General features: G+C 64.3%; 12 protein-coding genes. All 12 read left to right on the plus strand.

Going from position 1 to position 14,278, the window contains the following annotated elements; all coding sequences use genetic code 11:
- Positions 1-201 precede the first annotated feature (201 nt).
- Positions 202-525, plus strand: coding sequence for a hypothetical protein (locus TX88_RS17825; protein WP_019347172.1), 324 nt, complete (start codon positions 202-204; stop codon positions 523-525).
- A gap of 517 nt (positions 526-1,042) precedes the next feature.
- Positions 1,043-1,507 carry a putative copper homeostasis (lipo)protein LpqS gene (lpqS, locus tag TX88_RS35175; protein ID WP_019347171.1) on the plus strand — a complete coding sequence of 155 codons (465 nt, stop codon included), beginning with the start codon at positions 1,043-1,045 and terminating at the stop codon, positions 1,505-1,507.
- Positions 1,508-1,624: 117 nt separating this feature from the next.
- Positions 1,625-2,743, plus strand: a complete 1,119-nt coding sequence (locus TX88_RS17835) for a PLP-dependent cysteine synthase family protein (RefSeq protein WP_043369888.1) — start codon at positions 1,625-1,627, stop codon at positions 2,741-2,743.
- Positions 2,743-3,999 carry an MFS transporter gene (locus TX88_RS17840; RefSeq protein WP_044518562.1) on the plus strand — a complete coding sequence of 419 codons (1,257 nt, stop codon included), beginning with the start codon at positions 2,743-2,745 and terminating at the stop codon, positions 3,997-3,999. The genes TX88_RS17835 and TX88_RS17840 overlap by 1 nt, the downstream gene beginning before the upstream one ends.
- Before the next feature lie 320 nt (positions 4,000-4,319).
- Positions 4,320-4,994 (plus strand): hypothetical protein, encoded by a 675-nt coding sequence (locus TX88_RS34290; RefSeq protein WP_131721945.1) that lies wholly within the window; start codon positions 4,320-4,322, stop codon positions 4,992-4,994.
- A gap of 706 nt (positions 4,995-5,700) precedes the next feature.
- Positions 5,701-6,381, plus strand: a complete 681-nt coding sequence (locus TX88_RS17855) for an MspA family porin (protein WP_043369375.1) — start codon at positions 5,701-5,703, stop codon at positions 6,379-6,381.
- Between the two features lie 63 nt (positions 6,382-6,444).
- Positions 6,445-7,134, plus strand: coding sequence for an MspA family porin (locus tag TX88_RS17860; protein ID WP_043369377.1), 690 nt, complete (start codon positions 6,445-6,447; stop codon positions 7,132-7,134).
- Positions 7,135-7,486: 352 nt separating this feature from the next.
- Positions 7,487-9,901, plus strand: coding sequence for a heavy metal translocating P-type ATPase (locus tag TX88_RS17865; protein WP_044518564.1), 2,415 nt, complete (start codon positions 7,487-7,489; stop codon positions 9,899-9,901).
- Between the two features lie 58 nt (positions 9,902-9,959).
- Entirely contained in the window at positions 9,960-11,900 is a 1,941-nt protein-coding gene (locus TX88_RS17870) for a cytochrome c oxidase assembly protein (RefSeq protein ID WP_264010416.1), read from the plus strand.
- A gap of 508 nt (positions 11,901-12,408) precedes the next feature.
- Complete coding sequence (locus tag TX88_RS17875; RefSeq protein WP_019344409.1) at positions 12,409-12,597, plus strand: hypothetical protein; 189 nt, start codon at positions 12,409-12,411, stop codon at positions 12,595-12,597.
- Positions 12,594-13,346, plus strand: a complete 753-nt coding sequence (locus tag TX88_RS17880; protein WP_019344408.1) for a superoxide dismutase — start codon at positions 12,594-12,596, stop codon at positions 13,344-13,346. The genes TX88_RS17875 and TX88_RS17880 overlap by 4 nt, the downstream gene beginning before the upstream one ends.
- A gap of 509 nt (positions 13,347-13,855) precedes the next feature.
- Positions 13,856-14,278, plus strand: a 423-nt coding sequence (locus tag TX88_RS35180) for a cbb3-type cytochrome c oxidase subunit I (RefSeq protein ID WP_044518566.1), incomplete at its 3' end; no start/stop codon positions are given.

A 14,278-nucleotide genomic window follows, 5' to 3' on the forward strand; every position in this document is an offset into this window, starting at 1 on the left:
TGGATTTATGTGGATTATGTGTGTTGAACATGGGTTTCATTCTGTCTGTAACATGTGAATTCTATATGCTGGAAGACTTCCCGATTCGTATGCATCCGATGTGAATGTCTTGCCGATGTGCGTGTGGGTTCCTAGCCTGGAATCAGGCGCCGAATAAGCGGAAAAAAATGCACACTGACGTGTTTTGTGAAGGATTTCAGTATGACGCGCATATCGGGAACCACTGTTAAGGCTTTAGCCGTCACGACGCTAATCAGTGCGTCCGGTCTCGGTCTGGCGGCACCGGTACTGGCCGCGCCGACAGCACAGGCATCAGCCCAAGCGACGATCGCCGAACTCGAAGCCGATGGCTATCGCGTCATCCTCAACAAGGTCGGCAACGCGTCGATGGACAAGTGCAGCGTCAGCGCGGTACGCCCGGGAACTTCGGTCAAGCACTCGTGGATACAGCGTGGACCCGCAGGAAACGTCAACCCGCTGGTTCGCTACAAAACCGTCTACGTGGACCTCATGTGCAAGCGCTGACCACGGCTGTCTCCGCTCGCGGCCGCCGTCGGCGCGGCCGCGGGTTCAGCAGCGGCGGTCAGTCCGTCGCCCACATCAACGATCGCCTCGCGACACCCGGCGACCAGGCTCAGCCGCCCGGCCAGGAATGCGGGCGTGCCGATCACGCCAAGTCGATTTGGCGGAGCTCGTTGCACCGACGCGATCGTCCTCAGGCCTGCCCGCGTCTGCGCAGCGCGAGACCGCAACGGCCGGCGGGCTGCTGGGCGCCACGGGTGTCGCCGCGATCGATCCGCGGAGGCCCAATCCTGATCCTGGCGGGCCCGTTGCGGCGGCGCAGATCCCCACAGCGACCTGAGGGGGTTGTGAAGGCGCACGTGACCACCCACACCGGGGCAGAGGCATTGCGAGGATGGTCCGCGAGCAGCCGCGTCGAGGATAAACGTGTCCTGAAACCGGTTGCGGTACGGCGGTACTGGGTTGCTCGGCCCGGGCATGTCGCCGGACGATCGCGGACGGGCAAACCCGAGCGGCCCGCATGTCAGCCACAGCGAAGGGCCTCGACACCGTCGTGAGTACCATCGCGCGCTTTGTCAAAGTCTTGCCGAGGCATCGATGGCGTCCAGTCCTGCTGCTGGCCTTGGCATTGTCGGTGCTCGCGACCGGCGGTGTGGCCGTCTCGTCGTGTCCGACGGCCATCGGGTTGTCCTCGGCCTCGGCTGTAGGTGGACCGGCTCTGGCCGCGGGGTCTGTCGACGGTGTGGTCGCCGACCATCTTCACGCTGCCGAAGGCCTCACCTCGTGTCCTGAGGAGTTCGCCATCGCGGTGCTACCACGGCCCGCCGGGGCGGTGGCGGCGTTGGGCGTCGTCATCGCGGTGGTGTGGGCCTGGAGGTTGTGGGGCTTTTCGGTCTGGTCCGCGATGCGTGCTCCGCCGACCATTCCCGCCGTAATCGCCTCGGGCCAGCAGGTATTGATCCGCTTGTGCGTAGCGCGGCGCTGAGCGGGGCGGACGCCTAGGCCACCCCCTGAGGGTGTGACACAGCCTGGGCACAGCTGCTCCCTATTTCTCATTGCCACACGGTCAGGTTGTGGCGCGCCCAGAAAGCCGACACCGGATATGAACGACCTACTGTCGACTCGTTCGACACCACCAGCCGACACCGACCAACCCCAACATCGCTGTCTACAGCGAAATAGTGGCCCCGGGACGTTGGTCGGCCACACCCCAATTCTGCGGGTATCCTCGCCGTTCAGCGACGGTGGAGCTGGCTTTTGGGCCAAGCTTGAGGGCTTCAATCCCGGCGGTATGAAAGACCGGACCGCGATGCATCTGGTGGAACGGGCCCGTGCCCGCGGTGACCTGAAATCCGGAGCACGAATCGTTGAATCGACCAGCGGCACACTGGGTTTGGGGCTAGCCCTCGCCGGCACGGTGTACGGACACCCGGTGACACTGGTCACTGACCCGGGGATGGAGCCGATGATGCACCGGATGCTGGCCGCCTACGGCGCCGATCTGCGGGTCGTCACCCAGCCGCATCCCGACCGGGGCTGGCAAGGCGCACGCTGTGACAAGGTCGCCGAGGTGCTCGCCGCTGACCCGCATGCGTGGAATCCCGACCAGTACAACAATCCCGACAACGTCGAGGCATACCAGGGTTTGGCGCTGGAACTGCACGCCCAACTCGGCACCATTGACGTCTTGGTGTGTTCGGTGGGCACAGGTGGCCACTCTGCCGGCGTCACCCGCGTCTTGCGCCAGTTCAACCCAGATCTGAAGCTCGTCGGTGTCGATACCGTCGGCTCGACCATCTTCGGCCAGCCCGCCGCGACGCGCTTGATGCGCGGCCTGGGCTCCAGCATCTATCCCCGCAACGTCGATTACGCCGCCTTCGATGAGGTGCACTGGGTCGGGCCGGCCGAGGCCGTGTGGGCATGCCGAACGCTGGCAGCAACCCGCTACGCCAGTGGGGGATGGAGTGTGGGAGCGGTCGCCCTGGTAGCCGGGTGGCTCGCTCGTACCCATCGGCCCGATACCACGATCGCCGCGATCTTCCCGGACGGACCGCAACGTTACTTCGACACCGTGTACAACGACGATTATTGCCGCCAGCACGATCTGCTCGGTGTGCGACCGCCCGCCGATCCCGCCGAGATGTGCAGGCCCACCGACCGCGTCGTGCACGCGTGGACGCGCTGCTCGACAGTGTGTGATCCGATGCGTTCTGATCACTGATGGCAGCGCTACGCCAGTTCACAAGCTTTGGTTGGCCCAGCCGCCTGCTGATGATCAACCAATTCGGCATCAACCTCGGTTTCTATATGTTGATGCCTTACCTCGCGGGGTATCTCGCCGGGCCTCTGGGGTTGGCAGCCTGGGCCGTCGGTCTGGTGCTGGGGGTCCGTAATTTCTCTCAACAGGGAATGTTCATCGTCGGTGGAACACTGGCCGATCGTTTGGGCTACAAGCCACTGATCGTGGCGGGCTGTCTTCTGCGCACCGCCGGGTTCGGTCTGCTGGTCGTGGCACAGTCGCTGCCCACACTGCTGATCGCCTCGGCAGCAACCGGTTTCGCAGGAGCGCTGTTCAATCCGGCCGTGCGCGCCTACCTGGCAGCCGATTCGGGCCCACGCCGGGTGCAGGCGTTCGCCATGTTCAACGTGTTCTATCAGGGAGGCATTCTCGCGGGCCCGCTGGCGGGCCTGGCGCTGATGGCCCTTGATTTCCGCATCGCCGCCGCAGTCGCGGCCACGGTATTTCTCGGGTTGACGGTGGCGCAGTTGTTCGCCTTGCCTCAACACACCGCCGACCCGCCGGGTGAGACGACCTCGATCCTTGACGACTGGCGCGTCGTGATGTCCAACCGGGCATTCCGGCGTTTCGCCGCGGCCATGATCGGCTGCTACGTGTTGAACTTCCAAATCTATCTGGCCCTGCCCTTGCACGCCGCCGCGCTCGCCCCTGAACATGAATCGCTGGTCGTGGCAGGTCTTTTCGTGATCTCGGGCATCATCGCTGTGGGTGGCCAGTTGCGCATCACCCGATGGTTCGCCACCAGATGGGGCTCGGCGCGTTCGCTGGTCATCGGAATGGGTGTCCTGGCGGTCTCCTTTGCCCCACTTGCGATCATTCCCGACAGCAATCGGTGGGGCTCCATGGCGGCTCTGATTGCCCTGTTCGCCTGCGCGTCTCTGCTGGCACTGGGCTCGGCCGCGGTATTTCCGTTCGAGATGGACACCGTGGTCTCGCTTGCGGGAAATCGTCTGGTGGCCACCCATTACGGTTTTTACAACACGGTGGTGGGAATCGGGATACTCATCGGCAACCTCGCCACTGGAGCGATCCTGCAAGTCACCCGGGACGCCGGGGTCAGCGAATTACTCTGGGGCGGACTGCTCTTGGTGGGCGCCTTGGCCGCAGTCGCGCTTCACCGCATGAGCCGTGCAGGTGACCTCGACCCCATTCCGGAGATGGCTGTACGCCCAGAATGAGTCGCATTCGAGTTCAATGTGGCGGCGATGTCGGGTAGGTGTGCGCGCCTTGTACACACGATTGGCAGTCGACGTGTCGCGCCCGGCTGGGAGCGGGGTACCGCGCGTGCAATGACCTTGGCATCGTGGGCCGCCGGGCGCGGGGCCTCGTGAGGCGAGCATGGCCGTTGTGGCCGTCGTCAACGCCACCGCCGCAACATGTTTGGTGGCTTCGCGCCCAGTCGGGTGCAGGCAGGAGGGCCTCCGATCGCAACGGCAGCTATCCAAGAGGTTGATATGAATTCAGCGACCACCGCCAGTGTGGTCGGCACAATGACGTCATGGCGATGGTGTCGGACGCTACCCGTGTTCGGCAATCATGGCAGGTACCCCTCGGGCAGATCCCGATGATTCAAGGTACTGACCCCCTGGGGCCTCGTCTGTACAGCGTCGAGGATGCCGCGACGCCGCTGCAGCACCCGCGGGCCCGCCAGGGCGAGAGGGCCCACCACCGCGCCGGTGCCAACATCGACGAGCTCGGCGAGGTCGCAGGTCTCGTGTGCGAGCAAGAGCTGCAGCAGGCTCTGTACTATCGCGCGCTGTTGGAAGACCAGCAGGAGGCCGTCGATGTGGAATTGGCCCATGACTGCTATCTCCTGCGTAGACACCTGGGCGCCGTCGGCGACCGACGTCGCATGCCCCGGATTCGCGAGGCTATCAAGCAAAAGCGCCGCCAGGAGTACCAGATACACTGCCTGCTGGAATCATTGAACTCCAGGTTTTTTCTCTCGCCGCCATCGCCGCCGCCAGGGTTGCTTTTCGCCGTCGAGGTCGAAGCGATCCGCAGCGGCCGTCGGCTGCGGATCGCCGAACTCGATCACGTCGTCACCGTCAGTCGACATGCCAATGTGGAGATGGCAGCCCGGGAGCACATCGCAGTGCACATCGACACTGCCATCAGCCAGATCGCCGTACGCGTCATCCTCAGCGGCCCTCGCACTCACACCGGCCGCTGACATTGCAGCGCGAGACAGCACCTTGCCTGCCCACCACAACCAAGCGTCACGACCGCGGCCATGCTGAATAGTCCTCGATCGAGCCGGGTCGCCGCCGCCGGCCACTACTAACCGAGTCTCCGGTACAGACCGGCGTCGGCCTGCGCGGTGTGGCCGCTGCCCACGCGCGCAGATGTGGCAGCGCAGCCACTGAACACGAGTGTGGCGCAACAACCGTCAATTCCCCGTGCGGTCACTACCGAGAATGCACGCCGTGGTTCGCCGGGTGAGATGGCCGATAAGGCATCGGTGCAACAACTGCCCGACGCGACTCTACGGTGTTTTACCACAGGCGAACCCACGATTCAGGTGTATAGACGATGTGTAATACCTTTGCATTTCACAACCCGATGACCGGTCTGGGATGTGAGTTTCCGGCCGAAAGGTGTTGGTTCCCATCACGCCTGTCGGGTCCACCACGGGCTGGGGGGTCGGAAGCGCCGATGCGGCCTGAGGTCCCCGACGCGACCTGAACCCGATGCGTCCCCTATGTGTAACCCCAACGGACGGTGAATCACCCGCCTGCGTTTCCCGGTCGTTAACCCAGCAGAAGCGTGACCTCCCAAGTGTTTAATGGCTGAACCCGTCATCGGTAGTGACACGACTTTGCGCCCACTGTTACGTTCCCAACGCATCGTTGCCACACACCGAGAGGCGCAGCCGCACCATGTTGAAAACTCTTGCCGCACTTACTGCTGCCTATTCTCTGGCGGCAGCAACGCCGTTGGCTGGTGCCAATCCGACAGAGGGACAACCAGTTCCCGTGATGCCGGCCGCCGACGGCGCAGCACCTGCCGTCGAGGCCAGCGGAGCCGTTCCCTCATCCGCGCCAGGCGTATTGACGACTCCCGAAGGCTGGGTTCTGTCGGTCGCCGCCTCCGACGAGACGCAGCAGTCGGTGGCGCCGCTGACGACCGCCCTGTCGTCGCGGGAGTACGTGGTCGGTGGCAGCTTTATGGGAACGGTGAAGGGCGCCGGGACAGCCGCCTTGGCCGGTGGTGTTCTCGAAGCGGGCTACCAGATCGGTTGTGGCGTCAATGCCGACGTAGTGGATGCACGATTTGGCGGCAGCCTCACCCCGTCCGGAAGCCTGGGCGGCTCGCCCAGTCTGGGGGGCAATCTGTTCGCCCAGATCCGCCCCACCCTCAAGCCGGGGACCACAACCATCGTCCCGGTCACCAAGATGGACTACAAGGGCGACTCCGCCCGCGTGACCATCACAGCCCTTCGCATCAAAATTGATAGCTGCGTCGGCCAATCGTTCATCCGGTCCTACGCGACCTTCACCAGCGCCACGGCCGACACCCAAGACGTCGTCTCGTACGTCGGTGTGACCAAAGCCGTGTGACATCGGTCATCCAAACCTGAACTCGCTCTTGTCGATTCCGCACCGAGAGGTCTCACACACCCCATGCTGAAAATTCTTGCCCCTCTAGTCTCAGCCAGTGCACTGGTGATCATGGCACCAACCGTCCTGGCCGCTCCCGAACCCGCCCCACCGCCCGGACCCGCTGACGCTGCCTCTGCACCCCAAGCCGAACAGGGCCCACCACCAGACAGTGGAATCGTGGCCTCCGGCGAACCCACTGTGGTCACGACACCGGACGATTGGACCCTGAAACTGGCCGCCACAGGCGAGACCCAGTTGCCGATCCCGCCGTTGACCACCGCGCTGTCCTCGCGTGAGTACCTGGCCGGCGGCACCTTTACCGGCAGCGTCGAGGGTGCGGGCCGCACTACCTTGAAAGGCGGCACCCTAGAAGCGGGGTATCAGATTGGCTGCGGTATCGAACTGAGCGCTGTGCGCCTGACCGGCAGCCTTGGCCTGACGTCATCGATCAGCCGGTCCGGCCTCGGCAGCATCAGCGTGCCCATCCAGGGCAACGTGGAAGTCAGACCCAAGCCTGGCGAGGTGCTCAACGTGTCGGTCACCCAGAAGAAGTTCGAGGGCACGAAGTCTCGCGTCACGCTCAAAGATGTACACATCAAGATTGACGGCTGCGTCGGGCAGTCGTTTCTGCGGTCGTATGCCAAGCTGACCAGCGCCACCACCGGCACCCAAGACATCGTCGCCTATTACGGCGTGACCAAAACCGTCTGACCTCAGGCTCTGGGCGATCGCCGGCAATCTCGGATGTGTGTCCGCGGGTCAATCAGCCCTCCGATCACCGGCATGCCGGGGCCGTCGTGCGGGCTTCACACCCTTGCTGAACGTCGGCTTGCCCCAATTGCCAAGCGCGACCCAGCATCCCGCCGGCGCGGCTATCGCATGGCTGCCGGGAGTCGAAAAGGTGGTGTCACGTTGCTACTATCTTACTCAGTAGTTGGTGGCCCGCCTGCTGTCGACGTTGCCGGTCCGGACAGGTTGGCGAGGCATTGCCATCTAGCCAATTTATCGTAATATTGCAATGTATGCATGAATTGCGAAGGGCCGCGGCCTGGGGGATGGGGCGATGACTGACAAGCTGCCATTGGACATCGACGGGTTGCTGCCCGACAGTGACGATCGTTGCGTTGACCGATTAGTGCGCGATCTGACGGCCGATTCCCGTATTGAGCATGCCCACCTGCTCGCCGACGCCGGCACGTCGAGGCTGTGCGTGCACTACGACTCGGCGATGACCGCCGCCGATGTCGAGCAGCACACCCGCCGCATCGCGTCCAATATCGATGCCCAGTACGGGCATTTGCGTTGGGCCGCTGCAGACCTCGCCGCGCGTCCGGGAGACATTCAATCGCTGGTCGGCCGACTCGATGCGCTGCCCGGAGTGGTGGAGACCAGCACCGAGACCGACGGTTTGCGAATCGAGTTCGAGCGTGACCGGATCACTGCCGACGAACTGGTGGCCGTCATCACCGGTGGCCATACCCCCTCGCCTGTCGCCGCCCCGGTCGAGGAAGACCACGGTGATCACGAGCACGGCTGGGGGATGATCTTCGGCGAACGCAGTGAACTGATTTTTGCCGGCCTGTCAGGCGCATCCTTGCTCACCGGCTTCCTGCTGGCATCGTTTGCCGATACGCCGCGCAGCGTGGAGATGGTCTTCTACGGGCTCGCTTTCGTACTCGGTGCCTTCTTCACCGCGCAGGAAGCGTGGCAGAGCGTGCGCGCCAAGCGCTTCGAGATCGATTTCTTGATGCTGGTGGCGGCCGCCGGCGCGGCCGCGTTGGGCGAGGTCGCCGAAGGGGCGCTGCTGCTGTTCCTGTTCAGCATCGGCCATGCCCTGGAGGGATACGCGATGGGGCGCGCGCGGCGCGCCATCGAGGCTCTGGCCGATCTTGCTCCCAAGACGGCCCTCGTGCGCCGCGACCGGACCGGCGAAACCGTCGAAGTTCCCGTCGAGCAGCTGCGGGTCGGTGACGTCGTGGTAATCCGGCCCAACGTGCGTATCGCCGCCGATGGCTTCGTCGTCGCCGGCACGAGCAGCGTGGACCAAGCACCCGTCACTGGTGAAAGTGTTCCAGTCGACAAACTGCCCGTTACCGATGTGCGCCAGGCCTCAGCCGCACCCGAGCAGGTGGACAGCTCCTCGCGGGTGTATGCCGGCACGATCAACGGTGCCGGCGCCATCGAGATCCAGGTCACCCGGCTCGCGGCCGACTCGACGCTGTCGCGCGTGGTCCGGCTGGTGTCTGAGGCTCAGGTTGAGGTGTCTCCCACCCAGCGTTTCACCGATAGGTTTCAGCGGGTCTTCGTGCCGGCCGTGCTCGTCGTGGTGGGCTTGTTGCTGTGTGCTGGGTGGGTCATCGACGAGCCGTTCAGCGCGACGGTTTACCGGGCGCTGGCAGTCTTGGTCGCGGCCAGTCCGTGCGCCCTGGCCATCGCCACACCGAGTGCCGTTCTGTCGGCGGTCGCCCGCGCTGCCCGCAGCGGTGTCCTCATCAAAGGTGGCGCCGCCCTGGAGACACTGGGCCGCGTCGATGCTGTCGCGTTTGACAAGACCGGAACCCTCACCCAAGGGATGCCACGTATCGCCGACGTCGTCGTCGCCGACGGTGCCGACCGCACTGAACTGTTGGCGATCGCCGTGTCTGTGGAACAACAGAGCGATCATCCACTGGCACGCGCGATCGTGCGGGACGGCTCGACTCTGTTGGGCGACAACGAGCTTCCACGCGCGACCGATGTACAAGCGGTGACCGGCCGTGGCGTGACCGCCGACGTGGAGGGCGTCAAAGTCCGGATCGGCAAGCGGGAACTGTTCGACGAGGCCGACGAGCTGCCCGCCACGATGGCTGAGGACATCGCGGCGCTGGAGCGATCCGGCCGCACCACCATGCTGGTTCGTGCTGGGGGAAGGTGGCTTGGTGCCATCGGGGTCATGGACACCGCGCGCGGCGAAGCTGTCGATGTCGTCGGGCGCCTCACACAGCTCGGCGTCAAGACCACGGTCATGTTGTCCGGTGACAATCAGCGAGTAGCCGACGCGGTCGCGGCCGAGATCGGCATCCTGCAGGCTCGGGGCGACCTGATGCCCGAAGACAAAGTCACCGAGATCAAGCGTCTACGCGACCAGTACGGCCTCGTGGCGATGGTCGGTGACGGTGTGAACGACGCCCCAGCGCTGGCCTCAGCAAACGTCGGAATCGCCATGGGGGCTGCGGGATCCGATGTCGCGCTGGAAACCGCCGATATTGCGCTCATGGCTGACGATCTGAAAGCACTCCCGTTCGCCGTCAAGATCAGCCGACGATCGAACAGGATCATCGCGCAGAACTTGTGGGCGAGCCTAGGCGTGGTGGCTCTGCTCATTCCCGCAACGATCTTCGGTCTGGGTATCGGTCCAGCGGTGCTTATCCATGAGGGGTCCACACTCATTGTGGTGGCGAACGCGCTGCGGCTTCTTGCGTTGCGTGAGCAAGGCTGATGGAACCAGACCTGCAGCTGGTGGGATTCGCGGGCCGGTCGGATCCGGCGGGGGAGCAATGACAGGCGCGCACATGTCGGCAACTGCGGTTAGCCGGTGGATTGTGCTGGGCAGTGTGCCGGTCGTCGCGGTGATGCTGGTGATGGTGGTCCCCAGGGTAGGTGTCGCGACGGTGGGCGACGCCGGCATCGTGGCGCTCGGGCCGGTGACGACGACGGGCCAGTTGGTCGGATACTGGGCAGCGACGCTGGCCGGCGCGTTTTGTCTGGGTGCGCTCGTGTGGATCGTGGTCACCGCCAAGCCCAGTGCCAGCGGCCGCATCGACGTCGCCGCGTTTGGTGTTCACAGGTGGATCGAACGCGTGGCCATCCTGTGGGCGGTGTGCTCAGTGGCGATGGTGCTGCTTGTCTCGGCGGCCGAGGCCGGGATACCGATCGGAAAACTGGTCCGCCGAGTCGATTTCGTCAATGCGATCGTGGCGTCAGAGGCCGCGCTGGGATGGTGCGTCACTGCGGGCTGCGCCGTCGTGCTGGCCGTATGGATACGATTCACGTTGCGTTGGATCGGTCATTGCCTGGCCTTAATGCCTGCCGCTGTCGCCGTGGTTGCGGTGCCGGTGACCGGTAATGCCGGGCAGGGCCCCGATCACGACATCGCGACAAGCGCTGTGATCGTGTTTGCGCTGGCGCTGGCGGTCTTGACCGGCACCACGATGGTGGCGGCCCTCAACCGAGACGTTCCGCACCGAATCCGGGTCCTGCACGTCGTGTGCGCAGCAGTCGCTGTGGGTTACGGTCTGCTGCTGGCGACCCTGGGATTGGGGGGCACGCCGATCTGGGATTCCAGATACGGGTGGGCAGTGCTGGCGGCGGGGGCCATGCTGATGCTGGTACTGCTCGTTGACGGTGCTTTGTTAGCGTTTGGCCGCGCTCGGGCGGGCCCGGTCGACATTGGGTCTGCGGTCGCGCTGGTCGTCGCCGGTGCGGCGGTGGCGGTGGCCTCGACCAGTATCCCGCCGCGGTTTGCCACGCAGGAGTTCTCGACGTGGGACATTTTCCTGGGCTACCAGCTCACCGATGCGCCCGACGTCGTGGGCTTGCTGACGGTATGGCGCTTCGACCCGTTTATCGGGACCGCGGCCATCGTGGCTGCACTGAGCTATGTCGTCGCCGTGGCTCTGCTGCGCCGCCGCGGGGATCACTGGCCGGTGGGACGCACCATCGCCTGGACCCTGGGTTGCGCAGCCTTGCTGATCACCACGAGCTCCGGAGTGCGGGCCTACGGCTCAGCGATGTTCAGCGTCCACATGGCCGAACACATGGCGCTGAACATGTTCGTCCCCGTGCTCCTGGTGCTCGGCGCACCCGTCACCCTCGCGCTGCGGGTGCTGCCCACCGCGCCGAAAGGTGAAACGCCTGGACCCCGCGAGTGGCTGGTGTGGTTCGTGCACGCGCCCGTGACCCGGTTCCTATCGCACCCGGTCACGGCGTTCCTCCTGTTCGTCGGATCGCTGTACCTCGTCTACTTCACCCCCCTGTTCGACACCCTGATCCGGTATCACTGGGGCCACGAGCTCATGAGCGTGCACTTCCTGCTCACCGGCTACCTGTATTACTGGGGCATCATCGGCATCGACCCCGGACCGCGGCGCCTGCCCTTCCTGGGGCGGCTCGGGCTCCTGTTCGCCGTGATGCCCTTCCATGCCTTCTTCGGTATCGCCACGATGACGATGACCTCATCGCTGGGTGAGAGCTTCTACCGGTCCGTCAATCTGCCCTGGCTGCAAAACATTTCAGACGACCAACACCTCGGCGGCGCCATCGCATGGGGTTCCAGCGAGCTGCCGGTGATCATCGTGGTGATCGCCCTGGTGACCCAGTGGGCACGCCAAGACCGCCGAGCGGGCGCGCGAGACGACCGCCACAGCGACCGCGGGTACGACGACGAACTCGACGCCTACAACGCGATGCTGCGTGAGCTCGCCCGAAACCGGCGCTGAATCGCAGCTCTGGCACCGCTACCAGAGGTGCGCAGCCGGCAAGCCTGCCTAGTTGCGGCGTGTGGTCGCCGCCTGGGCGCCGCAATCGCATCGTTTCGTTCAGATGCTGGCAGCCGGGCCATAAGCCGCCACCGATCCCGCCCGCACCGATGCCATCTGTGTTCACCGCCGAGCAAGTACCTTTGCCCGAGTGCCATCGTCTGACGCCCTAGCCGCCTCGGTGCGCGGTGCTGACTGCAGGCGCGCAAAAAAACCCCCGCCCATGACCGCCTCAGCCGATGGGTGAGGACTCCTGCACGCTGTGTGGAACTGTGCGCGTGCGAAGTACGTACTTGTATAGTAGAACGGGTTGCAGGTCGGTGCTCCTCTTCTGCGCGGGCAAGATGGTCTGACGCTACGGCGCACGACCCGCGATCGATCGTTATGGAGGTTGTGTTGGTGGCCGAAGCGCCCCAGTCGCAGGATTCGTTTATCGCGCGATCAACTGCGTTCCGGCAGCACCGGTGACATGCGGCAGCGCTCTGAGCAGGTTCGGGCCGAGCGGACGCTGCGTTTGGACCTCGCGGTGACGGTCGTGGGTCCGGCCACCGCACCCGGTGAAGCCACCCGGGTGATGTTCACCGATGCGACGCCGAACTGGCGTGGCGCGGTCGGGATCTGGACCCAGACCGCTGCAGGCACTGGGGAAGCACCGTGAAATCAATCGACGCTCACCTGTCCCGCCGCCAGTTTGTCGGGCTGACGACCGCAGCGGCCGGACTGCTGACGATCGGCGCCTGCGCCGAAAACTCCTCTCCACAAGAACTATCGGGTAGGGGAGGCCAGCCGGTCTATACATTGCCCGACCTCGACTGGGATTACGGTGCACTAGAGCCGCATATTTCCGGTGAGATCAACGAGTTGCATCACGCCAAGCATCACGCGACCTATGTCAACGGTGCCAACACGGCCCTCAAACAGCTCGACGACGCGCGGTACAACAACGACTACGCCGCGATCGTGTTGCATGAGAAGGATCTCGCCTTCAACCTCGGGGGACACATCAACCACAGCATCTGGTGGAAGAACCTGTCCCCGGACGGCGGCGGCACGCCGGCGGGGCCGCTGGCGGCCGCTATCGACGAGCACTTCGGCTCCTTCACCCTTTTCCGTGATCAGTTCGCTGCCGCCGCCAACGCCGTACAGGGATCGGGATGGGCGTGGCTGGGCTATGACACCCTCGGGCGAAAGCTGCTGACTTTTCAGATGTATGACCAACAGTCGAACGTGCCGCTGGGCATCATCCCGCTCCTGGGGTTGGATGTTTTCGAGCACGCCTACTATCTCCAATACAAGAATGTCCGCGCCGATTACGTGGCGGCGTTCTGGAATGTGGTCAACTGGCCTGACGTTCAACGTCGATTCGATCTCGCCGTGTCCCGATCATCCGGCCTGATCTTCCCCTGACGTGGTAAAAACCAGGACCCTACCGACGCGCGGTCCTTCCTGGCCGATCTGCGCTCGGGCGTCGTTGATGCCGCTGACGCACCTGTGCGCACCGCAGCGCTGCATGTGTGGTCGTGCCGGCGCGGCCACCTGCCGTTACTACGGCATCAGCCGCAACGTGTTCCGCCGGTACGTCCTGGGCGGATCACCGCTACAGGTCAGCGAGCCCGTGGCCAGTCTGACCGTGATGGTCGCCGGCGTTCTCACAGAAACGCGGAATGCTCGCAGCTCCGTGGATGATCGCACGGTGTGAGTGGGGAAGTGATTATGTGCCCTGCGCCGCCGTGAGCGGCGCACTGCCGATGTCATTGTCTGGCCGCCGATCCCCGCAACTACGTAGTACGGCAGTACGTATGAAGTACAGTTGTTATCAGCGAGGTGGTGACGGAGACTGCGAGCGCTGATCGCGGTTGCAGACACGCTTGTCCCCGATACTGCACGGCCCGCGATCGATCATTACGGAGGATCTCTTGGTAGCCGAAGCGCCCCCAATCGGAGAACTCGAGGCACGTCGTCCTTTTCCGGAACGGATGGGCCCCAAGGGCAACCTGATCTACAAGCTCATCACGACGACCGATCACAAGCTGATCGGCATCATGTACTGCGTCGTCTGCTTCGCCTTCTTCTTCATCGGCGGTCTGATGGCGCTGTTCATGCGTACGGAACTGGCGATGCCCGGGTTGCAGTTCCTGAGCAATGAGCAGTTCAACCAGCTGTTCACCATGCACGGCACGGTGATGCTGCTGTTCTACGCCACCCCGATCGTGTTCGGGTTCGCCAACCTGGTGCTCCCGCTTCAGATCGGCGCGCCCGACGTGGCGTTCCCGCGGCTGAACGCCCTGTCGTTCTGGCTGTTCCTGTTCGGCGCGCTGATCGCCCTCGGCGGCTTCATT

The organism is Mycolicibacterium septicum DSM 44393, assembly GCF_000455325.1.
Taxonomy (GTDB): Bacteria; Actinomycetota; Actinomycetes; order Mycobacteriales; family Mycobacteriaceae; genus Mycobacterium; species Mycobacterium septicum.

What these genes read in the sequence shown, in the direction of transcription:
- lpqS (WP_019347171.1), top strand. Translation starts at nt 1,043, where the DNA reads ATGTCAGCCACAGCGAAGGGCCTCGACACCGTCGTGAGTACCATCGCG.
- TX88_RS17865 (WP_044518564.1), top strand. Translation starts at nt 7,487, where the DNA reads ATGACTGACAAGCTGCCATTGGACATCGACGGGTTGCTGCCCGACAGT.
- TX88_RS17860 (WP_043369377.1), top strand. Translation starts at nt 6,445, where the DNA reads ATGCTGAAAATTCTTGCCCCTCTAGTCTCAGCCAGTGCACTGGTGATC.
- TX88_RS17855 (WP_043369375.1), top strand. Translation starts at nt 5,701, where the DNA reads ATGTTGAAAACTCTTGCCGCACTTACTGCTGCCTATTCTCTGGCGGCA.
- TX88_RS17840 (WP_044518562.1), top strand. Translation starts at nt 2,743, where the DNA reads ATGGCAGCGCTACGCCAGTTCACAAGCTTTGGTTGGCCCAGCCGCCTG.
- TX88_RS34290 (WP_131721945.1), top strand. Translation starts at nt 4,320, where the DNA reads ATGGCGATGGTGTCGGACGCTACCCGTGTTCGGCAATCATGGCAGGTA.
- TX88_RS17870 (WP_264010416.1), top strand. Translation starts at nt 9,960, where the DNA reads ATGACAGGCGCGCACATGTCGGCAACTGCGGTTAGCCGGTGGATTGTG.
- TX88_RS17835 (WP_043369888.1), top strand. Translation starts at nt 1,625, where the DNA reads ATGAACGACCTACTGTCGACTCGTTCGACACCACCAGCCGACACCGAC.
- TX88_RS17875 (WP_019344409.1), top strand. Translation starts at nt 12,409, where the DNA reads ATGCGGCAGCGCTCTGAGCAGGTTCGGGCCGAGCGGACGCTGCGTTTG.
- TX88_RS17825 (WP_019347172.1), top strand. Translation starts at nt 202, where the DNA reads ATGACGCGCATATCGGGAACCACTGTTAAGGCTTTAGCCGTCACGACG.